The sequence below is a fragment of the Nonomuraea sp. NPDC003804 genome (assembly GCF_040610675.1).
Lineage (GTDB): Bacteria > Actinomycetota > Actinomycetes > Streptosporangiales > Streptosporangiaceae > Nonomuraea.
On sequence record NZ_JBEXMT010000028.1, the window covers coordinates 42,976 to 67,241 of the forward strand.

The 24,266-nt window shown below is 72.4% G+C and carries 32 protein-coding genes and 1 tRNA gene; 17 read left to right on the forward strand and 16 right to left on the reverse strand.

What is annotated here, in order from left to right; translation table 11 throughout:
- Nucleotides 1-105: 105 nt before the first annotated feature.
- A complete protein-coding gene (locus ABZX22_RS32420) occupies nucleotides 106-483 on the reverse strand; it encodes a cupin domain-containing protein (RefSeq protein WP_354916426.1) in 378 nt (125 codons plus the stop codon).
- Nucleotides 483-857, reverse strand: a complete 375-nt coding sequence (locus ABZX22_RS32425; RefSeq protein WP_354916429.1) for a cupin domain-containing protein — start codon at nucleotides 855-857, stop codon at nucleotides 483-485. The genes ABZX22_RS32420 and ABZX22_RS32425 overlap by 1 nt, the downstream gene beginning before the upstream one ends.
- 72 nt (nucleotides 858-929) lie before the next feature.
- Here ABZX22_RS32425 and ABZX22_RS32430 point away from each other — a divergent pair, with 72 nt between their 5' ends.
- Entirely contained in the window at nucleotides 930-1,379 is a 450-nt protein-coding gene (locus ABZX22_RS32430; protein WP_354916431.1) for a MarR family winged helix-turn-helix transcriptional regulator, read from the forward strand.
- On the opposite strand, the gene ABZX22_RS32435 is transcribed toward ABZX22_RS32430, so the two are convergent.
- The 6 genes from ABZX22_RS32435 to ABZX22_RS32460 all read right to left on the reverse strand — a co-directional run bounded on the left by ABZX22_RS32435 (nucleotide 1,370) and on the right by ABZX22_RS32460 (nucleotide 6,824).
- Nucleotides 1,370-1,624 carry a hypothetical protein gene (locus ABZX22_RS32435; RefSeq protein WP_354916434.1) on the reverse strand — a complete coding sequence of 85 codons (255 nt, stop codon included), beginning with the start codon at nucleotides 1,622-1,624 and terminating at the stop codon, nucleotides 1,370-1,372. The genes ABZX22_RS32430 and ABZX22_RS32435 overlap by 10 nt on opposite strands.
- Nucleotides 1,625-1,720: 96 nt before the next feature.
- The gene (locus ABZX22_RS32440; protein WP_354916437.1) at nucleotides 1,721-1,891 is read right to left on the reverse strand and encodes a hypothetical protein; all 171 of its coding nucleotides are present in this window, start codon (nucleotides 1,889-1,891) and stop codon (nucleotides 1,721-1,723) included.
- 625 nt (nucleotides 1,892-2,516) lie between these two features.
- Entirely contained in the window at nucleotides 2,517-2,912 is a 396-nt protein-coding gene (locus tag ABZX22_RS32445; RefSeq protein WP_354916439.1) for a hypothetical protein, read from the reverse strand.
- Nucleotides 2,913-3,062: 150 nt separating this feature from the next.
- Nucleotides 3,063-4,436 (reverse strand): hypothetical protein, encoded by a 1,374-nt coding sequence (locus ABZX22_RS32450; RefSeq protein ID WP_354916442.1) that lies wholly within the window; start codon nucleotides 4,434-4,436, stop codon nucleotides 3,063-3,065.
- 106 nt (nucleotides 4,437-4,542) lie between these two features.
- Entirely contained in the window at nucleotides 4,543-5,778 is a 1,236-nt protein-coding gene (locus ABZX22_RS32455; protein ID WP_354916445.1) for an alpha/beta family hydrolase, read from the reverse strand.
- A gap of 56 nt (nucleotides 5,779-5,834) precedes the next feature.
- On the reverse strand, nucleotides 5,835-6,824 hold the full coding sequence (locus ABZX22_RS32460; RefSeq protein ID WP_354916447.1) for a serine hydrolase: 990 nt from the start codon (nucleotides 6,822-6,824) through the stop codon (nucleotides 5,835-5,837).
- A 185-nt stretch (nucleotides 6,825-7,009) separates the two neighbouring features.
- Here ABZX22_RS32460 and ABZX22_RS32465 point away from each other — a divergent pair, with 185 nt between their 5' ends.
- Nucleotides 7,010-7,390 carry a hypothetical protein gene (locus ABZX22_RS32465; protein ID WP_354916450.1) on the forward strand — a complete coding sequence of 127 codons (381 nt, stop codon included), beginning with the start codon at nucleotides 7,010-7,012 and terminating at the stop codon, nucleotides 7,388-7,390.
- Here ABZX22_RS32465 and ABZX22_RS32470 read toward each other — a convergent pair.
- Genes ABZX22_RS32470 through wrbA form a run of 3 tightly spaced genes read right to left on the reverse strand, consistent with a single transcriptional unit; the run spans nucleotide 7,366 to nucleotide 8,889 of the window.
- The gene (locus tag ABZX22_RS32470) at nucleotides 7,366-7,860 is read right to left on the reverse strand and encodes a DUF523 domain-containing protein (RefSeq protein ID WP_354916452.1); all 495 of its coding nucleotides are present in this window, start codon (nucleotides 7,858-7,860) and stop codon (nucleotides 7,366-7,368) included. The genes ABZX22_RS32465 and ABZX22_RS32470 overlap by 25 nt on opposite strands.
- A gap of 4 nt (nucleotides 7,861-7,864) precedes the next feature.
- On the reverse strand, nucleotides 7,865-8,287 hold the full coding sequence (locus ABZX22_RS32475) for a DUF6069 family protein (protein ID WP_354916455.1): 423 nt from the start codon (nucleotides 8,285-8,287) through the stop codon (nucleotides 7,865-7,867).
- The gene (gene wrbA, locus ABZX22_RS32480) at nucleotides 8,284-8,889 is read right to left on the reverse strand and encodes an NAD(P)H:quinone oxidoreductase (protein ID WP_354916458.1); all 606 of its coding nucleotides are present in this window, start codon (nucleotides 8,887-8,889) and stop codon (nucleotides 8,284-8,286) included. Before wrbA ends, ABZX22_RS32475 begins: the two co-directional genes overlap by 4 nt.
- Nucleotides 8,890-8,978: 89 nt before the next feature.
- Between wrbA and ABZX22_RS32485 the strand changes: the two genes are divergently transcribed.
- The 9 genes from ABZX22_RS32485 (at nucleotide 8,979) to ABZX22_RS32525 (ending at nucleotide 15,759) form a co-directional block, all read left to right on the forward strand.
- Entirely contained in the window at nucleotides 8,979-9,659 is a 681-nt protein-coding gene (locus ABZX22_RS32485; RefSeq protein WP_354916460.1) for a helix-turn-helix domain-containing protein, read from the forward strand.
- Between the two features lie 102 nt (nucleotides 9,660-9,761).
- A complete protein-coding gene (locus ABZX22_RS32490; RefSeq protein ID WP_354916463.1) occupies nucleotides 9,762-10,124 on the forward strand; it encodes a hypothetical protein in 363 nt (120 codons plus the stop codon).
- 61 nt (nucleotides 10,125-10,185) lie between these two features.
- A complete protein-coding gene (locus tag ABZX22_RS32495; protein WP_354916465.1) occupies nucleotides 10,186-10,569 on the forward strand; it encodes a hypothetical protein in 384 nt (127 codons plus the stop codon).
- A 31-nt stretch (nucleotides 10,570-10,600) separates the two neighbouring features.
- Nucleotides 10,601-11,230 (forward strand): SRPBCC family protein, encoded by a 630-nt coding sequence (locus tag ABZX22_RS32500; protein ID WP_354916468.1) that lies wholly within the window; start codon nucleotides 10,601-10,603, stop codon nucleotides 11,228-11,230.
- 281 nt (nucleotides 11,231-11,511) lie between these two features.
- Nucleotides 11,512-12,771, forward strand: a complete 1,260-nt coding sequence (locus tag ABZX22_RS32505) for an MFS transporter (protein ID WP_354916470.1) — start codon at nucleotides 11,512-11,514, stop codon at nucleotides 12,769-12,771.
- Nucleotides 12,768-13,604 (forward strand): metal-dependent hydrolase, encoded by an 837-nt coding sequence (locus ABZX22_RS32510; RefSeq protein WP_354916473.1) that lies wholly within the window; start codon nucleotides 12,768-12,770, stop codon nucleotides 13,602-13,604. The genes ABZX22_RS32505 and ABZX22_RS32510 overlap by 4 nt, the downstream gene beginning before the upstream one ends.
- A 156-nt stretch (nucleotides 13,605-13,760) precedes the next feature.
- Nucleotides 13,761-14,939 carry an amidohydrolase gene (locus ABZX22_RS32515; RefSeq protein ID WP_354916476.1) on the forward strand — a complete coding sequence of 393 codons (1,179 nt, stop codon included), beginning with the start codon at nucleotides 13,761-13,763 and terminating at the stop codon, nucleotides 14,937-14,939.
- A 62-nt stretch (nucleotides 14,940-15,001) separates the two neighbouring features.
- Nucleotides 15,002-15,217 (forward strand): helix-turn-helix domain-containing protein, encoded by a 216-nt coding sequence (locus tag ABZX22_RS32520; protein ID WP_354916479.1) that lies wholly within the window; start codon nucleotides 15,002-15,004, stop codon nucleotides 15,215-15,217.
- Between the two features lie 2 nt (nucleotides 15,218-15,219).
- On the forward strand, nucleotides 15,220-15,759 hold the full coding sequence (locus ABZX22_RS32525; RefSeq protein WP_354916482.1) for a Clp protease N-terminal domain-containing protein: 540 nt from the start codon (nucleotides 15,220-15,222) through the stop codon (nucleotides 15,757-15,759).
- Between the two features lie 135 nt (nucleotides 15,760-15,894).
- Here the strand turns inward: ABZX22_RS32525 and ABZX22_RS32530 are convergent, their stop codons facing one another.
- Nucleotides 15,895-16,791 (reverse strand): RNA polymerase sigma-70 factor, encoded by an 897-nt coding sequence (locus tag ABZX22_RS32530; protein ID WP_354916485.1) that lies wholly within the window; start codon nucleotides 16,789-16,791, stop codon nucleotides 15,895-15,897.
- Nucleotides 16,792-16,859: 68 nt separating this feature from the next.
- On the opposite strand from ABZX22_RS32530, the gene ABZX22_RS32535 reads away from it, so the two are divergent.
- Nucleotides 16,860-16,932, forward strand: a tRNA-Ala gene (locus tag ABZX22_RS32535).
- A 208-nt stretch (nucleotides 16,933-17,140) separates the two neighbouring features.
- Nucleotides 17,141-17,866, forward strand: coding sequence for a hypothetical protein (locus tag ABZX22_RS32540; protein WP_354916488.1), 726 nt, complete (start codon nucleotides 17,141-17,143; stop codon nucleotides 17,864-17,866).
- 476 nt (nucleotides 17,867-18,342) lie between these two features.
- Here ABZX22_RS32540 and ABZX22_RS32545 read toward each other — a convergent pair whose 3' ends face one another.
- Nucleotides 18,343-19,569: a glycosyltransferase gene (locus ABZX22_RS32545; protein ID WP_354916490.1), complete on the reverse strand. Its 1,227-nt coding sequence runs from the start codon at nucleotides 19,567-19,569 to the stop codon at nucleotides 18,343-18,345.
- The gene (locus ABZX22_RS32550) at nucleotides 19,566-20,264 is read right to left on the reverse strand and encodes a class I SAM-dependent methyltransferase (protein WP_354916493.1); all 699 of its coding nucleotides are present in this window, start codon (nucleotides 20,262-20,264) and stop codon (nucleotides 19,566-19,568) included. The genes ABZX22_RS32545 and ABZX22_RS32550 overlap by 4 nt, the downstream gene beginning before the upstream one ends.
- Before the next feature lie 132 nt (nucleotides 20,265-20,396).
- Here ABZX22_RS32550 and ABZX22_RS32555 point away from each other — a divergent pair, with 132 nt between their 5' ends.
- The gene (locus ABZX22_RS32555; protein ID WP_354916495.1) at nucleotides 20,397-20,696 is read left to right on the forward strand and encodes a hypothetical protein; all 300 of its coding nucleotides are present in this window, start codon (nucleotides 20,397-20,399) and stop codon (nucleotides 20,694-20,696) included.
- Here the strand turns inward: ABZX22_RS32555 and ABZX22_RS32560 are convergent.
- On the reverse strand, nucleotides 20,666-21,388 hold the full coding sequence (locus ABZX22_RS32560) for a hypothetical protein (protein WP_354916498.1): 723 nt from the start codon (nucleotides 21,386-21,388) through the stop codon (nucleotides 20,666-20,668). The two genes, ABZX22_RS32555 and ABZX22_RS32560, sit on opposite strands and share 31 nt — an antisense overlap.
- Nucleotides 21,389-21,449: 61 nt before the next feature.
- Between ABZX22_RS32560 and ABZX22_RS32565 the strand changes: the two genes are divergently transcribed.
- The 3 genes from ABZX22_RS32565 (at nucleotide 21,450) to ABZX22_RS32575 (ending at nucleotide 23,394) form a co-directional block, all read left to right on the forward strand.
- Entirely contained in the window at nucleotides 21,450-22,085 is a 636-nt protein-coding gene (locus ABZX22_RS32565; protein ID WP_354916501.1) for a hypothetical protein, read from the forward strand.
- Nucleotides 22,086-22,173: 88 nt separating this feature from the next.
- A complete protein-coding gene (locus tag ABZX22_RS32570; RefSeq protein ID WP_354916504.1) occupies nucleotides 22,174-22,962 on the forward strand; it encodes an LLM class flavin-dependent oxidoreductase in 789 nt (262 codons plus the stop codon).
- 36 nt (nucleotides 22,963-22,998) lie between these two features.
- The gene (locus ABZX22_RS32575) at nucleotides 22,999-23,394 is read left to right on the forward strand and encodes a DUF3224 domain-containing protein (protein ID WP_354916507.1); all 396 of its coding nucleotides are present in this window, start codon (nucleotides 22,999-23,001) and stop codon (nucleotides 23,392-23,394) included.
- Between the two features lie 4 nt (nucleotides 23,395-23,398).
- On the opposite strand, the gene ABZX22_RS32580 is transcribed toward ABZX22_RS32575, so the two are convergent.
- The gene (locus ABZX22_RS32580; protein ID WP_354916510.1) at nucleotides 23,399-24,172 is read right to left on the reverse strand and encodes an alpha/beta fold hydrolase; all 774 of its coding nucleotides are present in this window, start codon (nucleotides 24,170-24,172) and stop codon (nucleotides 23,399-23,401) included.
- Nucleotides 24,173-24,266 lie beyond the last annotated feature (94 nt).

Below are 24,266 nucleotides of genomic sequence, written 5' to 3' on the forward strand. Positions count from 1 at the left end.
CCCACGTCGGAGGCGGTTTCGTGGCCCCGGGGCGAGTTCCGGTCATGGTCCTTCCCTTCTCGACGCCGAACCGTACGGGCTCGGTTTCCGAGAGTCAGGGGCCATTCACTGCGCCCATGGTGGGATGAAAGGCTCCATTCCCGGCATGATGGCCCGGCCGCCGACGGGCAGCACCGCGACGAGTTCGGCGGGCTCGCCGTACGGGTTGCCCAGGGCGAACGGCGTGTGCGGCGGCACGATCAGCGCGTCGCCGGCGGTGAGCGCGTGCCCCTCATCCGCCACGGTCGCGCGCACGCCGCCGGACAGCACGACGAAGATCTCCTCCCTGTCGACCATGTGGACGTTGTCGTCGGGCGCGCCCGAGACGATCGTGAAGCGCCAGGCGCAGGTCTCTCGCGCGCCCCTGCTGGGCGCCGCCAGGCCGGTGGCGGTGACGTGGGGGACGGTGAAGGTCGGCGCGTCGGCGCCGCAGATGACGGTCATCACACCGCCGCCGGCGGGACGAGGGTGGTGCCGTCGGCCAGCGTGGCCAGGGCGCCGACGGGCAGTGCGACGATCAGCTCCATCGGCTCGGCGTGCGGGTTGCCCAGGCCGAACCGGACGCCCGCCGGCACCACGATCGCGTCGCCCGAGGTGATGGTGTGCTCGGTCCCGTCGAGGCGCGCCACGCCGCTGCCCGCGATGACGACCAGGACTTCCTCGCGGTCGAAGGAGTGCTCGTTCGGTTCGGTGCCCGGCGCGACCGTGGTGCGCCAGACGCAGGTCTCCGACGCGCCCCGGCTCGGCGCCGCCAGGCCGGTGAAGCGGGTGGTGCCGATGGTGTAAACGGGAGCGTCCGCTCCGCTCACGATAGGCATGGGTGGTATCCTTCCAGCAGATCTACAACCAAGGTGTTCAACCATGGTTGTATATCCGAGGAGGGGTTGTCAATGGATTTCGGTGTGCTGCTCGGGCTCGCCTTCAACCAGTTCGTCGCCGAGCTCCACGAGCACCTGGCCGAACACGGGTTCACCGACCTGCGGCCCACGTTCGGCTACGCGTTCAAGGTGCTGGCGGTGGAGCCCACCACGACCAGCGGGCTCGCCGCCAAGCTGCAGATCACCCCGCAGGGCGCCGCCAAGACGGTCGAGGAGATGGTGGCCGCCGGATACGTCGAACGGGTCGCCGACCCCGCCGACGGGCGGGTGAAGATGCTGCACCTCACCGGCGCCGCCCGCGCGCTGATGGCGACCGCGCACGACTTCCACGTGGACTTCGAGCGGCGGATGGCCGCCGAGCTGGGCGAGGCCGAGGTGGCGACACTGCGCGAGGTACTCGGCGCGGTGGTGGCGCGCAGCGACTCACCCGACGGCCTGGCCCGCACGCTGCGTCAGCTCTGAGGGGCCACCTTCCTGCCGGTGTGGTTGAAGAGCAGGTTGAGCAGGATGACCGCGACACAACCGGCGCTGATGCCGCTGTGCATGATGATCTGGAACCAGTGGGGGAACCTGTCGTAGATCCCCTCGGCGCCCAGCGGCACCAGCGCGATGCCGATCGACACCGCCACGACGAGCAGGTTGGAGTTGCCGGCGAAGCTCACCCTCGACAGCGTGCGGATGCCCGTGGCGGCGACCGTGCCGAACATCAACAACCCCGCCCCGCTGTCTCCCGCGCGTGCCCCCCGCTCACGAAACTCGGGCCCGTGAACCGTGGCGGTTTTGGAGGATCCTCCAGCGCGTTCCTACCGGGGACCGGCCAGGCCCTGGGCGGTGCCGTGCGGGCGGCCGGTGTCGGCGGCCGCCGCGGTCAGCCGGAGCGCCCCGAACACCAGGGCGCCCACGAGGAGCAGGAACAGGATCACCCCGATCACCACCAGGTGCCGGCGGGGTTTCGGCGGCGGGCCGTAGACCACCGGCGGGAGCTCGTCCGGCGTGTACGGCAGGCGGACCGTCCCCGGTCCCTCGAAGGCCGGCTGCCCCGGCGGCCCGGCAGGCGAGCCCGGACGCGGCCCCGCGGGCGGCCCAGGATGGGGCCCGGTGGAGGGCGGCCCGACATGGGGCCCGGCATGGGGCCCGGTATGGGGCCCGGTATGGGGCCCGGTATGGGGCCCGGTATGGGGCCCGGTATGGGGCCCGGTATGGGGCCCGGTATGGGGCCCGGCGTGCGGCCCCGTGGGCGGGCCGACATGAGGGCCGGTGGGCGACGGCCCGGGATGCGTCCCGGGATGCGGGCCGGCGTGCGGTCCCGTGGGTGGCCCGGGGTGTGGTCCCGTGGGTGGCGGGGCGGGCGGTCCAGCCGGAGGCTGGACCGGCAGCGGCTGGCCCGGCTGGCCCGGCTGCGGACGCCGGATGCGGACCGTGTGGTCGGGATCGCCCTCTGCCGTCATGCATCCCCCCGCGAACCTCGACGATCTCTCCCGCTGAATATAGCCAGCGGTCCCACATCGCGATACCGATCCGGCATTGCTCGCATGCCACGAATTCTGGTGACAGGAGCGGCGGGTGGGCACGGCGGACCAGGCCGTGCGGGGACGCGGGCTATCGGGTGGGCCACTGACCGGGCGGGGGCGGCTGCTGCCAGCCCGGCGCCTGCTGCTGGTACGGCTCGCGCTGCGGCGGGGTGCGGCGGGCGACCACGCCGGCGATCAGCAGACCGGTGCCGATCACGCCGACCATCATGAACACGAACCCGGCCACGGCGTTCACCAGCGCGAACATCTCGTAGCCGGCCGACTCGACGACCGCGGGGAGCAGGACCTGCCATACCCCTTGCAGGATGGCGCCCAGCAGCAGCAAGACGCAGCCGGTCAGGCCGAACGTGGCCGCCCTGCCGTGCTCGCCCCTGGCGCGGGCGGTCAGCACGATGCCGACGACGGAGAGGATCAGCGACGGGATGATGAACAGGAGCCCCATGAAGGCGTTGCCGATGCTCATAAGCCGTGGATGCTACGGCATCAGGCATGATCCGCACAGGCCCCCGCAGGCCGTGGATCCCGTACCGCCCGCCGGGCGAGGGACGACCGGGGGACGACCGGGCGGGGGATGGCCCGGGGTACGGCCGGCCGTACCCCGGGCCCGGAGGGGTCAGAGGCCGCGCAGGTAGGCCAGGGAGGGCATGAAGAAGTACTCCCCGCCCCGCATCGTGACCGTCTGAGCGACCTGTGCCTGCGGCGCCGACTGCTCCGGCCTGCCCCAGACCTTGGGGAAGGCGACCTTGATGTCGCGGACGCCCTGCCCGATCACCGGGTCGTGCCCGGTGCCCGGGTTGAGGAAGTCGGCGTTGTCGGCCCAGTCGCGCTGGGTGAACTCGAACTGGTTCTCCAGGCTCGAGTTGAACGCCATGAACAGCAGCCCCACGCCGCCGCTCGGCCTGGTCTCCGGCGGGGCGTCGTCCCACGGCCGGTCGGCGCGCTCGCCGTAGGTCTGGCCGCGCCGGGCCATCAGCACGTTCCTGATGCTGTCGAACCGGGGGTTGGTCTTGCGGATGTGGCCGCTGAACGGGCACTTGTCGCCGGTGTCGGCGTCGAAGGTGAAGTCGTTGCCGACCGGGCCGCCGCCCGCCCTGGCCTTCTCCGTGATCGGGGTGCCGTCCTTGAAGCGGCCGACCAGCATCGCGCCGGCCCGGTCGCGGTCGGCGCCGGTCAGGCCGAGGGCGTCGGCCAGGTCCCGCTCGATCTCCTTGAAGGCCCTGACGTCCTGCTCCAGTTTGCGGAAGACGAAGTAGCTGCCGAAGTGCCGGTTCGCGTCGGGCGCGAACGGGTCGGCGACCAGCACGTTGCCCAGCGGGAAGGCCGGGTTCCAGTGCTTGCGCGGCTCCTTGGCGACCTCGTCGGCGACGAACAGCGGCTGGCTGCGGCCGTCGACGTAGCCGAAGTGCTCGATGCCGTCGCCCGCCGGGTTGCGCATGCCGGCGCCGGTCTCCTCGCCGAGCACCCGGGCGGTGCCGGGCAGCTGGCCGAGGATCTCCTTCCTGAGCTTGGCGACGGGCTCGGGCCGGGCGTCGCCGATGAGCACGACGGCGTGGATCTCGCGCTGGTAGGCCGCCTCCCACTCGGTCACGGCAGGGTCGTTGACCTCGGCGATCCTGCGCTTCATGCCGTCGCGGAAGGCGCGGTCGCCGAACCTGCGCAGGTCCTCGACGCTGTGGCCGAGGTCGCGGTAGCCGGCCTTGCTGATGCCGATCCCGACGTACGGCGTGCCGGGCCGCCCGTCCTTGCCGAAGGCCCGCACCTCTTCAAGGTGTTTGCGGGCGGACTTGAGATGTCTGGTGGCAATTGTCCGTAAAAAGCGCTTGCCATCTGAAATGTCGTTGAATCTGATGAAAAGGAGAGAAAGGTGCTCGCGAACATGAGCGCGTAGAATGTTCGGCTGGAGATTGTCGAGCATCTCCTTGGTGTCCGCGTCGAGCGTGGCCGAATCCCAGGCCAGAGGTCGTGCGTTGGTGAGGTCGACAGGCATGTGCCGATTTCCTTCCCCGTAGCGATGCGTCGCCGGGCCCCCATGTCCGGTGTCAGTGTTTGACTCGGGAAATCGGCAAAAGGTTTAGATCATCCTGTCGAGGTGCTCAACGGTTGAGATGCCGCGCGAACCACGCGCTCGCCAGCTCGGCCACCACCTGGAGCGTTCCCGGCTCCTCGAACAGGTGCGTCGCGCCGGGCACGATCTCCAGCTTGTTGGGGCAGTGGAGCTGCTGCTGCGCCGCGCGGTTCAGCGACAGCACCGTGTGGTCACGCTCGCCCACGACGAGCAGCGTCGGCGCAGTCACCTCGCGCAGCCGGGCGCCCGCCAGGTCGGGGCGGCCGCCGCGGGAGACGACGGCGGCGATCTCGTCGCGCAGCTCGGCGGCGGCCCACAGCGCCGCCGCCGCGCCCGTGCTGGCGCCGAAGAAGCCGATCCGCGCCGCGGGCATCCGCCGGCGCACCCAGGCCGTGGCCCTGAGCAGCCGCTCGGCCAGTAGCGGGATGTCGAACACGTCCTCGTCCTGACGGGTCAGGTCGAACAGCAGCGTGCCCAGCCGCGCGTGGTTGAGCGTGGCGGCGACCTGCTGGTTGCGGGGGCTGTGCCGGCCGCTGCCGCTGCCGTGCGCGAACACCACGATCCCGCCCGCCCCCTGCGGCACGGTCAGCTCGACCTCGCCCACGAAGACGTCGGCGTCCGACAGCGTCTCGTGCGGCACGCCCGAGGACGCCCGGTCGAGCAGCTCGATCACCTCGTCCTCGCTGACCTGGTCGAAGTTCTCGTACCACTGCGAGATCGCCCGCAGCCCCTGCGGCTCGCTCAGGCAGACCACCTCGTCGGCCTCGGGCAGCACCGTGCCGGGCGCCCGCACCGGCACGGCCACGACCACCTTCGCCGCCCTGTGCGCCCTGGCCACCGCGCACGCCGCCCGCGCCGTCGCACCCGTCGCGATGCCGTCGTCGACCACGATGACGGTACGGCCCGCCAGCGGGACCCTCGCCCGTCCCGCCCGCAGCCGCTCGGCACGCTGCTCGATGACGGCGCGCTCCCGCTCGGCCACCCGCGCGGCGTCCTCGGGTGTCACGCCCGCCGCCCGCATCAGCGACTCGTTCTCGACGCGCACGCCGTCCTCGCCGAGGGCGCCGAACCCCAGTTCCGGCCGGCCCGGCACGCCCAGCTTGCGCACCAGCGCCACGTCCAGCGGCGCGTCGAGCGCCCTGGCGATCTCGAAGGCGACGGCCACCCCGCCGCGCGGCAGCCCCAGGACGACGGGATCCTCCTTCGCCAGATGCCGCAGCTGGGCGGCGAGCCGCCGCCCAGCGTCCGCCCGATCGATGAACATGCCATGGAGCTTCCCCGCCGTCCGGGTTTGACACCGAACGCCCTGGTGAAGCGGAATCAGCTCGTGACGCGCGCCGCCAGCAGCCCGTCCAGGACGGCTTGCGTGGTCTCCCACACCTCGGGAGAGTCGTAACCGCCCGCGGTGGTGACCACGACCAGGCCGAGATCGCGGCGGACGACCAGGCGCTGGCCGCCGTTGCCGTTGCCCGCCACGAACGGCGGGCTGCCCGTGCCCAGCCACCACTGGTAGCCGTAGGCGGTGCCCTCGTCGACCTCCACCTTCGGGCGCAGCGCCCTGCCGAGCCACGAGGCGGGCACGACGCCCGCGCCGTCGTCCAGCACGGCCTGACCGATCCGCGCCAGGTCGCGTGGCGCCAGCCGCAGGCCCGAGGCGGCCGAGTGCACCCCGTCGTCGCCCGCCAGCCACTCGAAGGCGCCGATGCCGAGCGGCTCGAACAGCCGCCTGCGCGCGAACTCGGGCAGCGGCAGGCCGGAGCCCTTGACGATGAGCCGGGCCAGGAGCGCCGACGCGCCGCCGCAGTAGTGCCAGCGCCGTCCCGGCTCCTCGACGATCGGCCGCTCCAGGACGAAGCGGTGCCGGTCGGGCGCGAGCTCCATCGCGATCTCGCTGTTCTCCGGCGTCGTGTACGGCAGGTCCTCCCGCCATTCCAGGCCCAGCGTCATGGTCAGCGCGTGCTCGACCTTCAGCGCCGCCCTTCGCGGGTCGGCGGCCAGGTCGGAGTATTCGGGGAAGTGCGCGAGCAGCGGCTGCTCAGGATCGGGCACCAGGCCGTCGGCCAGCGCGATGCCGTACAGGAGGCCGACGACGCTCTTGGTGACCGATCTGATGTCGTGCAGCGTGTCGGGGCCGAAGGCCACCACGCCGAGGGAGACGTTCCACGAGTGGTCCTCGCCCTCGCCGTACCGCTCGAACAGCAGCGCGCCGTCCTTGAACACCACGAGCCCGTGCAACTCGCCGAACCTGGCCGCGAGCCGCTCCTCCAGGTCCGGTGCGAACCCCGCCTCGCCGGGGCTGATGTGTTTCATCGGCTTCATGGTGCCAGGACCTATGGGCTGACACGGTGTCAGGGTCAAGCCCGCGCGGAGAAGGGAAGGGTGGGGTCGGCGCCGGACCGCACCGGCACCTGGGAGTACTGGTACGCCACCGGGCGTAGCGGCGATGCCCACGACGGGCGGATTGCGGCGGCGGCCGTGCTTGCGAGCGTGGAAGCGTGAACAGCCTCAGGAAGATCCTCGGCGCGCTCGCCGCCGGCTACGCCCTCAGCTTCTACCTCGGCGCGCTGCTGCACGCCGGCGTGGCCATCGGCCCGGTCGCCGAGCCGGTCATCGTGCCCGCCGTCATCGTCGAGACCCTCTGCGGCACCGCGCTGGTCACCGGCGCGTACGGCGCGCTCGCGTCCAGGCCCTGGGCCTGGACGGGCCTGCGGCTCGGCCACGCCGTCGCGCTGGGCGGCGTCCTGCTCGGCGTCGTCGCCCGCACCCTCGGCGCGGGCCAGTCGACGCCGCTCAACGACTGGTACCACCGGATCATCGCCACCCTGCTCGTGCTGGGTCTGGCGGGATCCCTCTACGCCTCGAGGGCGCGCAGGTAATCGCCCGCCTCGGCGATGTGGTCCTCGGTGAACACCTTGATGCCGTGCAGCTCCAGCAGGCTGGCGGTGACCCCCTGGCCAGGGGTCCTGCGGCCGCGGAAGGTGCCGTCGTAGATGGTCAGCGCGCCGCAGGACGGGCTGCCCTCCTTCAGGACGGCCATCTTGATGCCGAAGGAGCTCGCGGCTGCGAGAGCGCCCTGGGCGCCGGCCAGGAAGGCGCCGGTGACGTCGCTGCCCTCGGTGTCGAGCACGCGGGCGGCGCCCGCCAGCACGGCCGCGCCCCCCGCGCCGCCCTCGATCTCGGCGGCCGGCCGGGGCGTCGGCAGCCCGCCCTCGACCTCGGGGCAGAAGGGCACCAGCCTGCCCTGCTCGCGCCACTCGGCGAGCAGGGCGTCGGTGCTGGTCTTGGCACCTCCGTCGTAGCGCACACGGCGGCCCATCAGGCAGGCGCTGACCAGGATTCGTTCCACTCCATCAATCGTAGGCGCCGCGCTCAGGGGATCGCCCGGCGGTCCTCGCGACCCCCGAGCTCCGCAGCCCGGGGATGAGGACGGCGGCCACGGCCAGGTGCATGAGCGCGAGCGCGCCCTTGGTGCCGCCCGACGCCTCCGCCGCGACGATCGGCAGGAAGGACACCAGCAGCACGATCACCGCCAGGACCGTCCAGACGGTCGCGGCCCGCGCGGTGAGCCGTTCCATGATCGCCAGTGCCGCCCAGCCGAGCAGGGCGAAGACCAGCGCGAACGCCACGACCAGAGGGAGGGCGACCACCATGGGCGGCTGGCCGTTGCGCATGTCCACCCGCATGTCCGCGCCCAGGAGCAGGGCGGCCAGGCCGATCAGCGCGGGTGCGAGCACCGCGCCGCCCACGGCCAGCGCCCTCCGGCGCCGCGTCATGCCGCGCTCGCGGCCAGGCGGGAGGCGACCTCGGCGATCCGCCTGCCCTGGTGACGGGCGGCGGCCAGCTCCACCTCGCCCGGCAGGCCGCCCATGCCGGCGACGAACGAGGTGCCGTAGGGGTTGCCGAGCCGGAACTGCACCGGGTCGGTGTAACCGGGCGGCACGATAATGCCGCCCCAGTGGTGGAACACGTTGGTCAGGGCCAGGATCGTGCTCTCCTGGCCGCCGTGCGCGGTCGAGCCCGCCGTGAAGGCCCCGCACACCTTGCCGGCGAGCCTGCCCTGTCGCCACATCGCGCCGGTGCCGTCGATGAACTGCTTGAGCTGGGCGGCCGGCGTGCCGTACCGGACGGGAGTGCCGAACACGATGGCGTCGGCCCATTCGAGGTCGTCCAGCGTGGCCTCGGGTACGTCGGCGGCCCGCGCGACGTGCTCCTGCCAGGCCGGGTTGCTCGCGATGGCCTCCGCGGGCGCGGTCTCGGCGATCCTGCGGAGCCGGACGGCCGCCGCGGCCTTCCACGCCCCGTCGGCGACCGCCTGGGCCAGGGCGTGCACCGCGCCGGTCGAGCTGTAGTAGATCACTGCCACATGCGCTGACATGGGTTCCTCCTGAACTTCACATCGTCTGCAATTTGGAACCTACAGATAGTATGAAGTTCCTGCAAGAGGAAAGTGCACAGAGTCTGCAGTTGGGGAGGGTCACGCTGATGGCGGCCATCGACAAGCCGCAGAACGCCCGCAGCCGCCGCACCCGTGAGGCGCTGCTCGCCGCCGCCCGCGAGCTCATCGAGAAGGAGGGCTTCGAGGCGACGACCATGGCCGCCGTCGCCGCGCGCGCCGGGGTCTCCCCGCGCGCCCTCTACCTGCACTTCGCCTCGCGCGGCGACCTCCTGACCCAGCTGTACCGCCACCTGGGCGCCACCGAGGACATCGGCTCCTCGCTGGAGCGGGTGTGGAACAGCCCCGACGCGGTGAGCGCGCTCGGCGAGTGGGCCCACCACCTGGCCCGGGCTCACCCGCGCATCATGGCGGTGTCCCTGGCCGTCGAACGCGCCCGCTCCGTCGACCCCGACGCCGCCGAGCTGCACCGGACCACGATGGACAACTGGCGCCGCGGCTGCACCCGGCTGCTGTCGTGGCTGGCCGACGAGGGCAGGCTGGCCCCTCCGTGGACCCTCGAGGCCGCCGTCGACATGCTGTGGGGTCTGATGTCCTGGTCCCTGCTGGAGCGCCTGCTCGTCGAGCGGGGCTGGACCCCCGAGGAGTACGGCCTGCACATGGCGACCCTGCTGCGGTCGACCTTCGCGACGCCCGACGGCCCCCTGACCGGCTCGGGCGAGGGCGCTGACCGGCTCGGGCGAGGGCGCTGACCGGCTTGGGAGGCGGGCGTCGCGGCCGGCACTCCGCGCACGCGTGCGCCGGGTGCCGGACGGTATCGAGACCGGCAGGGGCGCGCGGTAGCCTGTCCCGCGATGAACACCACCCTGGCGACCTGCGTCATCGTCGGCTCCCTGCTGCTGGCCCTGGCGAGCCTCATCGTCGCGATCCGCAACCGCGCGATGGGCATGGTCCTGCTGATCGGCTTCGCCGTCCTGGAAGTGGCCGTGCTGGCCCAGGCGGGCGTGGCGATCGCCGCCGTCGCCGCCGGGCAGGGCCCGCAGGACAAGGCCACGCTGTTCGGCTACCTGGCCGGCACCGTGCTCATCCCGCCCGCGGGCGTGTTCCTGGCGTTGGCCGAGCGGAGCAGGTGGGGGTCGGCGATCCTGGTCGTCACCGGGTTCGCGATCGCGGTGATGACCGGACGGCTGCTGCAGATCTGGCAGGGCGTGGCATGACGGCGGGGGGACCGCGCTCCCGCCCGGGCCGCCGGGCGAGCACGGCGGGGCGGGGCGGCGCGTGAGCGGGCCCACCGGCATCGGCACCGGCCCGGGGCGGGCGCTGCTGGCCCTCTACGGACTGTTCGCGCTGGCCGCCGGGTCGCGGGCGGCCGTGCAGATCCTGACCAAGTTCGGCGAGGCGCCCCTGGCGTACTCGCTGTCGGCCTTCGCCGCCGCCGTCTACGTCCTGCTGACCGTCGCCCTCGCCCGCGGCGCGCGCCGCCTGGCCCTGTGGGCGCTCGGCATCGAGCTGGCGGGCGTCCTGGTCATCGGGACGGCCAGCCTGCTGGCGCCGTCGGCCTTCCCGCACGACACGGTCTGGTCCGCCTACGGCAGGGGCTACCTGTTCATTCCGCTCGTGCTGCCGCTCGTCGGCCTCTACTGGTTGCTGCGCAGGCGTTAGCCGGCCGCCCTTCTGGGCAGTTCGGGATGCCATGAGCACCATCGAACATTCAGTTGACGTCAAGGTTCCGGTCTCCGTCGCCTACAACCAGTGGACGCAGTTCGAGAGCTTCCCCGAATTCATGGAGGGCGTGGAGTCGGTCAAACAGGTGACCGACACGCGTACGCACTGGCTGGTCGACATCGCCGGGGTCACCAGGGAGTTCGACGCCGAGATCACCGAACAGCACCCGGACGAGCGGATCGCATGGCGCTCGGTCGACAAGCCGCACCAGGCCGGTGTGGTGACCTTCCACCGGCTCGACGACACCACCACCAGGGTCACGCTCCAGATGGAGTACGACCCCGAGGGCTTCGTCGAGACCGTCGGCGACTGGCTGCAGATCGTGCGCGCCCGCGTGCGCGGCGACCTCGAGCGGTTCAAGGACTTCATCGAGTCGCGCGGCGGCGAGACCGGCGCGTGGCGCGGTGACGTGCCGGGCAGGCATCAGCGCGGCTCCAGCGCGGGCACGGGCTACGGCGAGCCGGCGCCGCCGAACGTCGTCGGCGGCGACGACTACCCCCGTGAGCCCCAGCTGCCCCCGCCCGGCCCTGGACCGGTCCCGCCCGCCGGTCGCCGTCCCGGCGAGGAGCCGCCGCCGGCTCCCGGCCCGATCCTCTAGTCGCTTGTCGTACGGGGTCGCGTGACCACGCGGGCGCGTGGGGCGTCGTCGCACAAGGGCCCCCGGGACGTCGCCGCGTGAGCCCGCCGGTACGTGACCTGGCGAGAAGCGCATCCCCCGCCCCCATCCCGGCCTCCGGGATGGGGGCTCTTTCGTGCGCGCGGGGCCTCCGCCGTGCCGCGCCGTCTCATGGGTCAGGAATAAACGTCTGTTTCAGTCCTGTTAGGCTGGTGACTCATCAAGTCATCCCATGATTCAACGACTGGAGGAATCGGTCCAGCATGAGCGTGCTCACCCAAGAGTCCAGAGGCGGCAGAACCGGCTCGTTGGCCTGGCTGCTCGTACTGGGAATCGTCCTCGCGGCGCTGAACCTGCGCACCGCCGTCACCAGCGTCGGCCCCCTGCTCGACCGGCTGGCCGCAGGCCTCGGCATGTCGAGCGTCGGCACGGGACTCCTCACCACCCTGCCCGTGCTCGCCTTCGCCACGGTCGGCGCGATCACGCCGTCCCTCGCCCGCAGGATCGGCGAGCACCGCCTGCTCCTGCTGGCGCTGGTCACGCTCGGCGTCGGGCTGGTGGTCAGGGCGTCGGTCGACTCGGCCCCGGTCTTCCTGCTGAGCAGCGCGGTCGCGCTGTCCGGCGGCGCGATCGGCAACGTGCTCATCCCCACCCTGATCAAGCGCCACTTCCCCGCCCGCGCGGGGGCCATGACCACCGTCTACACCACCGCCCTGGCGGTGGGCACCATGCTCGCCGCCTCCGCCACCGTCCCGATCGAGCGTGCCGCCGACGGCAACTGGCACGTCGCGCTCGGCGTGTGGGCGGCACTGGCGGTCGTCGCCGCCATTCCGTGGCTTGCGCTGTTGCGCAGTGAGCCGGAGCGGGACACCACCAGGTCGCAGGCGAGCCGCGGTCGTCTGGTGCGCAGCAAGCTGGCGTGGGCGGTGGCCGTCTACTTCGGCACCCAGTCGATGATCGCCTACATCATGTTCGGCTGGCTGGCCAAGATCCTCACCGACAGCGGCTACACCACCGGCCAGGCCGGGATGATCCTCGGCGTCTTCACCGCGCTGAGCATTCCCGTCTCGCTTGTGCTGCCCTCGCTGGCCACCCGCTTCCGCGACCAGCGGCCGGTCGTGGCGGGGCTCGTGGGCTTCTACGTGGTCGGCTTCCTCGGCCTGTGGTTCGCCCCGTCGTCGACCGCGTGGGTGTGGGTGCTGTTCGTGGGCATCGGGATGGGCTCGTTCCCGCTGGCGCTGACCATGCTCGCGCTGCGCACCCGCACCGCCGAGGCCACCGCCGCGCTGTCGGCCTTCGGGCAGAGCGTCGGCTACCTCATCGCCGGGGCGGGCCCGCTCCTGGTCGGCGTGCTGTACGAGGTCACCGGCGGGTGGCAGGTGCCGTACCTGATGATGCTCGCCGTCGTCGGCGTCCAGCTTCTCACCGGCTGGTACGCCGGGGGCAACCGCTTCCTCGAGGACGAGGGCGCCCGCCGCCCCGTGCCGGCCGAGAAGGAGAAGGCTGAGACGATAGCGGTGTGAGATCCACTGTTGTCACTTTCCCGCAAGGCCAGGTCAGCGGCCGTTCGGAGATCGTGGGGTCCGTGCCGGCGGGGGTACGGCACGGCCTCGTCACCGCTTCCACTCCCTTCCACCCGCTCGACCACACCTGGCCCGACCAGCCCGCCGATCGCGGCACGATCGGCGGGCTGCCCGTCGTCGACTGCGTGACCGGCGCGGTGTCGGCCGAGGGCGAGGTCTTCCTCGACGAGGACATCCCCGTACGGCGGGGCACCGACGGCTGGCAGTGGCTCGTCGTGCACGTCACCGAGGCGCCGATCGAGGTCGGGACCGAGGTCGACCTCGAGGTCGACGCCGCCCACCGCCGGGCGCTGTCGGCCGGTCACACCGGCTGCCACCTGGCCGCGCTGGCCCTCAACGCCGCGCTGGCGGGCCACTGGCGCAAGGAGGCCAGGCTCGACGCCCTCGGCAACCCCGACTTCGACCAGAGCGCGATCATCGCGTCGCGGATCATCCCCAACGGCAGCGTGGACGAGTACCGGCTGGGCAAGTCGCTGCGCAAGAAGGGCTTCTCCGCCGAGGGGCTCGACCTCGACGAGGTCGCCCGGCGGGCCGACGACACGCTCAAGGAGTGGATCGGCGCCGACGCGCCGGTCTGGATCGACGTGCCAGACCAGGGGCTCACCGCCCGCCGTACCTGGCACTGCGCGCTGCCCGAGGGGGAGGTCTCCATCCCGTGCGGCGGCACGCACGTGAAGCGCACCTCGCGGCTGGGCGCGGCGAGCGTGACGCTCACGCTGTCGCCGGACGGCAGCGCGCTCACGATGCGCACGACGGTCGCGCCCGCGGGCTGAGCCCCGGGCCGGGCTCTCATGATGCGCACGACGGTCTGCACCCGCGGGCTGAGGTGCCGGACGCTCGGGATGCGCACGAGGGTCGCGCCCGCGGGCTGAGGTCCGAGGCCGCTGCCCGCGTCCCGTGCGGCGCATAGCGGTATACCATTAACTCTCATGACGACCGAGCTGCTGCTGCGCAACGCCAACCTCTGGGGCGCGGGCCCCGCCGACGTGCTGATCAGGGACGGCCGCATCGCCGAGATCGGGTCCGGGCTCCAGGGCGGCGCGGCCGCCGTCGAGGACCTCGGCGGCAAGCTGGTCATCCCCGGCCTCATCGACGGCCACGCCCACATCGACAAGACGCTGTGGGGCGGCCCGTGGACGCCCCACAGCTCCGCGCCCGGCCTCATGGGCAAGATCCGCGGCGGCCAGGAGCGCCGTCCCGAACTCGGCATCCCCAGCGCCGACTACATCTCCGCCCTCCTGGCCAACATGATCACGCTGGGCACCACCCACGTCCGCACGCACGTGGACGTCGACACCCTCATGGGCCTGGACGCCGTCCACGCCGTCCGCGAGGCGCTCGCGCGCCACGAGGGCCGCATCACCGCCCAGCTCGTCGCCTTCCCGCAGGCCGGCCTGCTCATCGCGCCGGGCACCGACCGCCTGCTGGAGCAGGCGCTCGAGCAGGGCGTCGACCTCATCGGCGGCCTCGACCCCGCCGGTCTCGACAGCGACGCGGTCAAGCACCTCGACATCGTGTTCGGCCTGGCCGACAAGCACGGCGTCGGCGTCGACATCCACCTGCACGACCGCGGCTCGCTCGGCGAATGGCAGTACCGCCTCATCATCGAGCGCGCGAAGGCCCTCGGCCTGCGCGGCAAGGTCACCGTCAGTCACGGGTTCGCGCTCTCCGACGCTTCGCCCGCCGTACGGGCCGAACTGCTCGACGGGCTGGCCGAGGCGGGCGTCGCCATCGCCTCCATCGCCCCGCCGGGCCGGGCGATGCCGCTGAAGGAGCTGGCGGCGGCGGGCGTGCCGATGACCCTGGGCAACGACGGCGTGCGCGACCTGTGGAGCCCGTTCGGCACCGGGTGCATGCTCGACCGCGCGCTGCTGCAGGCCCAGCAGACCGGTCCGCTCGACGAGGACGTCGAGCTGGCCCTCGACGCGGCCACCTACGGCGGTGCGCGCGTCACCGGGCTGGACGGCTACGGCCTCGGCGTGGGCGACGTGGCCGACCTGGTCGTGATCGAGGCCCGCAACGCCGCCGAGGCGGTCTGCGTCCGGCCCGCCAGGTCGCTGGTGCTGAAGGCGGGCCGGGTCGTCGCCCGCGACGGCGCTCTCGTCTGACCCGAGGCCGCCCTGTCAGCTTGGGTTGACAAGCGGGTGCTTGTCAGCCCATGCTGACACTCATGAACGTCACCGCGCTCGCCGAGGCGGCCGCCGACAGGGACCCCGGCGTGGGGCTCGCCGCGGTGGCGGCCCTGCGCGGCCTGCTGGAGGAGCTGGAGGCCGTCCACGTCACCAACGCGCGGGCACAGGGCTGGTCGTGGGAGCAGATCGCCGACGCGCTGGGCGTCAGGCGGCAGTCCGCGCACCGCAAGCACGCCCGCAGGATCGGGAGGTAGCCGTGTTCTCGATGTTCGAGAGATTCACCGAACCGGCCCGCCGTGCCGTGATGCGCGCCGGGATCCTGTCCATGGACGCGGGCCGTACCGCCCTCGCCCCCGACCTGATGCTCCTCGGCCTGGCCGAGGAGCACCCGCTGCCCCACCTGCCCGCCGCCGAGGCGCTGCGCCCGCACCTCGACACCGGCCGCACCCGCGAGCTGCTCGCCGCCATCGGCATCGACGTCGACGAGGTACGGCGGCGCACCCGCCACGGCGCCGACGACCCCGCCCGCTGGCGGCTCGGCCGCTCCCGCGTCAATCCGCTGCGCCTCACGCTGTCGGGCCCGCTCGGCATGCTGGCGCTCGAGCCGCACGCGCGGAAGGTCATCGAGGTGGCGATGTGGAAGCCAGGTCCGGTGACGGGCGAGCGGCTGCTGTGGGGGCTGCTGGCCGACGGCGCCGACGGCACCGCCGCCCTCCTGCGGCGCTGCGGAGCCGACGTGCCCGCGCTGGTGCGCGCCGCGGGCATCCCCGTCCACCGGCCCCGCCGTACCGCCTGAACCGACCCCTCGGTGGCCGCCAGTCCGCCGGCTGCCCCACCCCTGCACCTCAGAGCGATCCTCGCCTCGGCCACGACCTCGGCCATCACGGCATACCGAGGCGCCTGCGACCGCCGCCCGGGACCCTGGCTCCGGTCAGGCGGGGCGGAGGTGGCCCAGCTTGTCGGGGTTCGCGATGAGGTAGATCGTGTCGATCTTCCCGTCCGAGATCGCCAGCGACACCACCGTGACCACGCGGCCCGCCGCGCTCAACACCGCTGCGGGCGCCCCGTTCAGCTCGGTCACCGCCATCGCGAGCTCCGCCTGCGGTTGCGCGCCGACCGACGCCATGAACTTGTCCATCTCGCCAGGCCTGCCGACCGAGGCGAGGAAGCGGGCCACCTTGTCCTGGCCGACCAGCACCCTCAGCGGCGCGCGAGCCTTGCCGCCGCCGTCGCCGACCAGCGTCACCTCCTGCGCCAGCAGCGCGATCAGCCCGTCGAGGTCGCCGCCGGCCGCCGCCTCGAGGAACCGCGCGGTGATGTCCCGCCGCCGCCCCCGGTCGGCGTCGAACCTGCGACTCCTGTCGTGCACGTGGTCACGGGCCCGCTTGGCCAGTTGCCTGGTGGCCGCCTCGCTCCGGCCGATCACCTCGGCGATCTCGGGGAACGGCAGGTCGAACGCCTCCCGCAACACGAACACCGCTCGTTCGAGCGGCGACAACGTCTCCAGCACCACCAGCAGGGCCAGCTCCACCGTGTCGGCGAGCTCGGCGCGTTCGGCCGCGTCCGGCGTGGTGCCGATCGGTTCGGGCAGCCACGGCCCCACGTAGGACTCGCGCCGGGACCGCGCCCACCTGAGCCGGTCGACGGCCAGGCGCGAGGTGACGCGGATCAGGTAGGCCCTGGCGTCTTCGACCCTCTCGTGCTCCACCCCCGCCCACCGCAGCCACGCCTCCTGCACCACGTCCTCGGCGTCGGCGACGCTGCCCAGGATCCGGTAGGCCACCCCCGTCAGGAGTTTGCGATGATCTTCGAAAACATCGATCGACATGGACAGAGCCTGGCACGGCGCCGATTCGTGGTCGGTGGCGGATTCGGCTACACTGTCCAACATCGCAAGGGGCTATAGCGCAGTTGGTAGCGCACCTCCATGGCATGGAGGGGGTCAGGAGTTCGAGTCTCCTTAGCTCCACCGGGTCAAAGGCCGTCTCTGGTTCTCAGAGGCGGCCTTTTGTGTTGTACACAGCAGGGCCGTACAGCAACCGCTTCGTTCAGGAACGCCTCCGGTGGGGGCTTCCGCCCCAACCAGCCTGGTGGTGGCTGGATGGCGAGCATTGGCCCGTGACTTTGTGGATCGGATAGCCGATCATGATCAGAAGGGACGGATGGGAGGGCGAGGCTTGAGGCAGCACCTTGTGCACGCGGATGCGGCGTTCACCGGCCTGGGCGGTGCGATCCGGCGCTCCGTCGGGCCGCCGCCCCGGCGGTGGTTGGTGGCGATCACTGTGCTGGCGGGCCTGCTAGCCGCCGTGGCGGTGCCCATGGCGGCGAGGCCTGCCGACCTGGACTTCGCTACGCTCTCGCACCCCGTGCAGAGCCTGATGTCGGTCATCGTGCCATGTCAAGGCATCTTGCTGGTTCACGACCTGTGGCGGGCGGGCCGCGCGGCTCGGATTCTCCCGACCCTGCTGGCAATGACGCTGCTGGCTGCCATCATCGGCGTCGTCGGGGTCCTGGTCTGTGCCACTGCGCTCGCGGTCGCCCCGTCCGGCACCGCCCAGAACCCGTGGCGCGACGCCGGGACCATCGTGGTGGGCAGCGTGCTGGTGCAGGTCGTCGCCGGGTTGGTCGGCACCGGGCTGGGCCTGCTGTTACGGTCGTTCGTCGTCGCGTTCTCGGCCAGCATCGTGCTGCCGATGGGCCTTTGGTTCGTGCTGGGCGCCGTGGACGGCTTTCGTCCTGCCCAGGCATGGCTCGCTCCGTACGCTACGGTCCAGAACCTGCTCTCCGGGCAGATGAGCGCGATCATGTGGGCGCAGTGGATCGTCGTCTTCCTGCTCTGGGGTACGGGCCTGAATGCCGTGGGCGCGGCGTGGCTGAAGCGGCGGCAGCCGAGAGACGACTAGTTCCCAGTCGTATCGGTCGTCGCCAGACTCAGCGCCTGCTGCAACACCTCCACCTGCTGCGCAGTGTTCGAGTAAGCCGTCCTCAGCTCCACCGACCAGCGGCGGTGTCCATCCGGACACCGCCGCTGTCGCGTTTCCCGCCGCGGCCGGACATCGTGCGGTCCTCCCTTCGGCCACCGGCACGGGCGCCGGGCCGTTAGACGCTCCCGTGACCGGCCCGCTCGCGATCCTCTCTCCGGCCCGCTTTCGATCTTCTCCGGCCCGCTTCCGGTCTTCTGTCCGGCCGGCCTCCGACCCTCTCGGTTCCGCTTCCGGCCTTCTGCCCGGTCTGCCTGCGCGCTCTCCTGCCGGGGTCCGTTCTGGTCCTCGTCGAGCCGCGCCTGCCGTCCGCGCTGAACGACCGGGAACGGCGGGCCGGAGCGACGCCGTGCCGCTTCCGTCCGGCCCCGACCCCGGCGGGCGGGCATGGTCGATGGCTAGCGGCGGGGGAAGACCCAGCGGTCCAGGAGTGTGAAGCGGATCGCGGTCATCGCCAGCGACGCGCACACCAGCGCCAGGCCCTCCGTCCAGCGCGGGCCCGCCCCGGTCACGACGATGGCGGTGGTGGTGACCGCGTAGTTCAGCAGGAACAGCAGTCCCGCGCGGGCGTGGGCGACGACCCGCCGGCCCGCGCGCCGGTTGAAGGTCCACCGTCGGTGTGCCTCGGTGTTGACGACCGCGGTGGCCGCCAGCGCGAGCAGGTTGGCCGCCTCGACCGGCAGGGCCGTCCGCAGCAGCAGGTAGAGGAACGCGTGGACGACGGTGGAGGCCAGCCCGACGAGCCCGAAGGACACCAGCCTGCGGACCAGCGCGATCCGGGCCGGTGGGGAGGGCGCGGGTGCCGGGTCGGGCGGCCGGGGCAGTTCGACGGTGGCCGCGCCCGAGGACAGGGCTCGCGCCACCCGCACCATGCCGCGCAGGTCGGCCCAGGCGGTGCGCCACAGGCGGACCTTGGAGTCGGCGTCCTCGGTCCAGTCGACGGCCACCTCGCGCACCCTGGCGCCGTTGTGTTCGGCGATCAGCAGCATCTCGGTGTCGAAGAACCACGCGTCGTCGGCGACCTTGGCGAGGATCGGTCTGATCACCTCGGCTCTGGCCGCCTTGAAACCGCAGGCCGAGTCGGTGAACCCGGCCCTGAAGCCCACCCTCAGCAGCCCGTTGTAGCCGCGGGAGATGACCTCCCTGCGGAAGCTGCGCCGGATGCGCGCCCCGCCGAGCAGCCGGCTGCCGATGGCGATCTCGCAGTGGCCGGAGACGACGGCCATGACCAGCGGGAGGAGGGCGGGCAGCTCCGTCGACAGGTCGACGTCCATGAACGCCACCACGTCGGCGCCGCTGGCCGACCAGCCCGCCCTGATCGCCGCCCCCTTGCCGACCGTCTCGAGCCTGACGGCGGCCACGCCGGGCAGGTCGCGTGACAGGCGGCGGGCCAGTTCCCAGGTGCCGTCCGTGCTGCCGCTGTCGACGATCGTGATCCGCCACGGGAGCGGGAAGGACTCGCGCAGGAACCGGTGCACGGTCTCGATACAGCCGGGCAGGGCGCGCTCCTCGTCGAGCACCGGGATGATGACGTCGACCGTGGTGGCCCTCGGGCCTCCGGGGACCCCGGCGGCCCCGGTGGCGCCGTCGGTGACGAACGGCACCCCTTCCACGGTGGCGGTCATGGCCGCCGCCGGGCGCGGGCCATGAGGGAGACGCCGGGCAGGCCGGAGACGGGCAGGTACCGCTCGGCCATGACGACGGCGGTCAGCGCCAGGTTCACCGGCCCCGGCAGCGCCTGCAGGTCGCAGCCCGTCGCGTTGCGCCGGCGGAGGGCTGCGACGGGTCGCAGCAGCACGTTCCAGCTCCACAGGCGTTCGATCACCAGCCCGGAGCCCTCGATCACCTCGGTGAGGCCCTGGCGGGTGTAGCGGCGCACGTGGCCGAGCGCGACGTCGTGCGCCGACCACAGGCGCATGTCGCACGGCACGGCGATGAACGCGGTGCCGCCGGGCTTCAGCACCCTGGCGATCTCGGCCGCCGCGGCATGGTCGTCGTCGATGTGTTCCAGCACGTCCAGCGCCGTCACCAGGTCGAACTCCGCCTCGCCCAGGGGCAGCCCGCACAGGTCGGCCATGACGGCCGCGACGCCGCGCCGCCTGGCGTGGGCGACGGCGGTGCCGGACCGGTCGACGGCCAGGGCGTGCCAGCCGTACCGCTGGAAGACCCGGGTGTTGCCGCCGCCCGCCGCGCCGACGTCGAGGGCGCGTCCCGGACGTCCGATCCTGCGAAGCTCGCGGGCGAGGATGGCCCGCCGCTCCCGGTACCACCAGTGCCGGTCCTCAAGTTCTACTGCGCGCCTGATCTCGGCGGCTTCCATTGCTCTCCCAGTGGCGAAACCCGCGATTCCAGGCAGCATCCTGGCGGGTCGGAGCGGCACAATCCAGAGCAAAGTGGAAATAGTCACTAATATTGACTATTATGGCGGCAGGAACCTCGTGAGGAGTTCGTCATGTTCGTCGAGCTGACCCGCTTCAAGGCCACCCGAGCCGCCGAGCTGCTGGCCGCCCGGTCCGGGATGGAGGCCGACTTCGCGGCCGACCGCGCCGGCTTCCTCGGCGCCAGGCTCGTCCGCCTGGCCGACGACGAATGGCTCGACATCGTCGACTGGCGCTCGGCCGACGACTTCGCCGCCTCGCGCGCCAAGGGCGCCGACCTGCCGGGCATCGCCGCCTTCTTCGCCGCGATCGACGCACTGGTCAGCGACGAGCAGGGTGAGGTTCAGACCTTGGCCAGCGTCCGCAGGCCCTGAAGGAGCAGCGTCCGCTCCGCCCCGGTCAGCAACCCGTACGGCACCGCCGCCCGCAGGTTGGTGTCCCGCTCGACCGCCTCCCACAGCGGCCCCTCGCGCAGCGAGGTGACCTCCCCGGCGGTCAGGCCCGCCGCCTGCCACGCGGCGGCGTGCGCGTCGGCCCGGTGATAGCGGAACGCGGCAAGCCGGTTGAACAGCATCACCCCGCCGGGCACGCCCTCCGGCTCGTACGGCGGAGCCATCAGCTCCAGCGCCCCGCCCGGCATCCGCTCGGCCCCGTCCAGCAGCCTGCCGAGCAGCGCGGCGACCTCGGCCACGAGGCCCTCCCGCCCGCTCCACAGCAGGGCGGTGGCCCGCCCGTGCAGGTCGTAGAGCCCGTCGATGAAGGCCAGCGTGGCGGGCGTGGCGTGCAGCCTGCCGTGCTCGTCCTCGCGCAGGGCGCCCTGCCGCAGCTGCGCCGCCACCTCGTCGGCCTGTTCGCCTGCGGTGCCGTAACGGTAGACGGCCGCCAGCCCCGCGCGGGTGAGTGGCCGCAGCGGCAGCACGTACCGCTGGTCGATGAGGAAGCCGGCGCGCAGCCCGGACCGGCGCACGTACTCCAGCCCCTTCTCCCGCCTGGTGGCGTGCACGTCGATGTGGACGGCGTCGATCAGCGGGGCGATCGTCGCCGCATAGTACGTAAGCTCCCGCATGGCGGACCATTATGGTGATCTGTCCGGGCGGATATCACCTCGATCACTACGATGAGTCGTCATGATGACAGCCGCGGTAAGCGTCTTACTCATGATCGCCGCTCCTGATCCGGTCACCGCGCTCAAGCAGCAGTTCGTCCCCGGCCAGGGGGTGCGCTTCACCGAGCGGGCCGAGACCGCGATCGACGGCGATCTTTTCAGCGTCAGCAAGCGCAGGGGCGTCGTGGAGTTCGACCGGTCGGGAGTGGTCGCCTACGACTTCCGCGCCAGGTCGGGGCTGGCCGAGGGGGCCGTCCGCACGATCGCCGCCGGCTCGGCCACCTACCAGCGGGGCGGCGTGATCGGCAAGAAGTGGGTCAGGTCGGCGAGCAGGCCGGGCGCGCGCACCCCCTTCTTCAGCCCCATCCTCGTCCTCGACCCCGCCGCCACGAAGGCCATGCTCGCCACCAAGGGCATGATCACCGGCAGCGCCCTCTACCAGGCCTCGCCCTCCTACCGCGCCACCGTGGGCAGCGCGCAGCAGGCCCCGGCCTTCATCTTCTGGAAGCTGTCGACCGACAGCGCAGGACGGCCGGCCAAGCTGGTGACCAGATGGACCGAGCCGCCGGGCACGCTCGGCAACGTCTCCAAGAAGAGCACGATCCGCTTCTCCTCCTGGGGCCTTCCGGTGAAGATCGTGGCCCCGCCTTCCTCCTGACGGAGTACCTGGACCGTCAACTCCTGGAGGATGCCGCACCGGCCGCCGGCGGGCGATCGTGGGGGCACATCCGACGAAGGAGATCCAGATGACCACGCGCCCTTTCAGGTTCGGCGCCGTCGCGGGCCAGGCGCCCGGCGGCGAAGCATGGACGGGGCTCGCCCGCCGCGCGGAGCAGCTCGGCTACGACAGCCTGCTGATCCCTGACACGCTGGGCACGTTCACGCCGTTCGCCGCGCTCGCCGCCGCGGCCGCCGCCACGACCCGGCTGCGTCTCGGCACCTACGTGCTCAGCGCCGCCAACCGCACGCCGGGCCAGGTGGCCTGGGAGACGCGCACCCTCCAGACCCTCTCGGACGGCCGCTTCCAGCTGGGCCTCGGCGCGGGCCGTCCCGGCGCCGAGGCCGACACCGCCGTGCTCGGCGTCCCGTACGGCACGCCCGCCGAGCGCGTCGCCCGCCTCGCCGACACCATCGACGCGGTCGGGGACGTGCCGCTCCTCGTCGCCGCCGGAGGGGCCCGGCTGCTCCGCCTGGCCGCCGCCAGGGCCGACACCATCGCCCTCGCCCTGCCCGCCCAGGCCACCGAGGACGAGCTGGCCGCCAAGCTGGACGAGCTGTACGAGGTGGCGGGCGACCGCTTCCCCCGGCTCGAGATCAACCTCAACGTGGCCGCCATCGGCGACGAGCTGCCGCCATGGCTGCGGCAGCAGGTCGGCGGCGAGCCGCACGGTGTGGGATTCCTCAAGGGGACGCCCGACGAGATGGCCGAGACCCTGCGCAAGCGGCGGGATCGCCTCGGCGTCTCCTACATCTCGATCAACGCCTACTACCTGGAGGCGTTCGCACCGGTGGTGCGGATTCTCGCCGGTACCTGACAGAGGGTGGCAGGTATGGGCGGAAGGCTTGCGTCCATGACCGCACAAGGAAGCTTCGTCACGTTCGACTGGACCCCGCAGGAGCCCTACGACGCCGTCGACGGCGTCACGCTCGCCGTCGTCACCCTCGGCAAGACCTTCGAGGGCGACCTGAAGGGGTCGAGCACCGTCACCATGATCGTTTCATCGTCGGAGCACGACGTGTCCCGGTCCTACGTGGCGATGGAGCGGGTCACCGGCAGGATCGAGGATCGCGAGGGCACGTTCGTCCTGCAGCACAACGCGGTCAGCGACTCCGGCGATGACTCGCTCACCTGCACGGTCGTGCCCGGCTCCGGCACCGGGCGGCTGGCGGGCCTGCGGGGCGCGCTCCAGATCCACATCGCGCCCGACGGCGCCCACTCCTACGTCTTCGACTACGAGCTGCCCTGACCGCTCACCGCGCCAGGGCCACGACGGCGGCGACGAGTTCGGGCCCGTCGAGCAGGGCCCTGTCGTTGTGTCCCGCCCCCTCGACCTCGACCAGCGTGACCGGTCCACCGGCCGAGGCGGCCACCGCACGGCTCAGCTCGGGCGGGACGATCGTGTCGCGCGAGCCGTAGACGACGGTGGTGGGCACCCGCACCGACGCCAGCGGCCCGGCGACCGGCAGGCGGTCGCGCAGCAGCAGCCCGACCGGCAGGAACGGGTAGTTGTGCCGCCCCGCCGCCGTCAGATCGGTGAAGGGGGAGCGCAGCAGCAGGCCCACGGGCGGCTGCCGGACCGCCAGCGCGGTGGCGACGGCGGCGCCCAGGCTCTCTCCGAAGTAGATGACCGGCCCCTTCAGCAGGGCCCGCGCGGCCAGCGCGTCGCGCAGCAGGCCGTCCTCCGACGGGGAGCCCGGATTGCCGCCGTAGCCGCGGTAGTCCATGAGCAGCACGTCGAAGCCCTCGCGGGCCAGGGCGGCCGCCAGCGGCGTCCGGTGCAGGCGGTTGCCCGCGTTGCCGCCCGTCACCAGGACCGTCACCCCACGGCGGCCGCCGGTGACGTGCCAGGCCGCCAATGTGAGGCCGTCCGAGGTGGTGAACGTGACGTCGTGGGCGCCGGGCAGGACCGACCGGGCGGACGGCACAGGGCCGGGGTCGGGCAGATAGATCAGATGGCGCTGGAACACCCACAGCAGGGCCAGCGCCACCGTGCCGGCCGTCAGGACGGCGAGCACGACCTTCATCACGTCAGGCCCCGGCGTCCGGTGTGGCTCACCCTCCGATCCTGGTCGCCCGCGGCCCGTCAGTAAAGGTCCAGCGTGGGGGCGTACAGGCGGA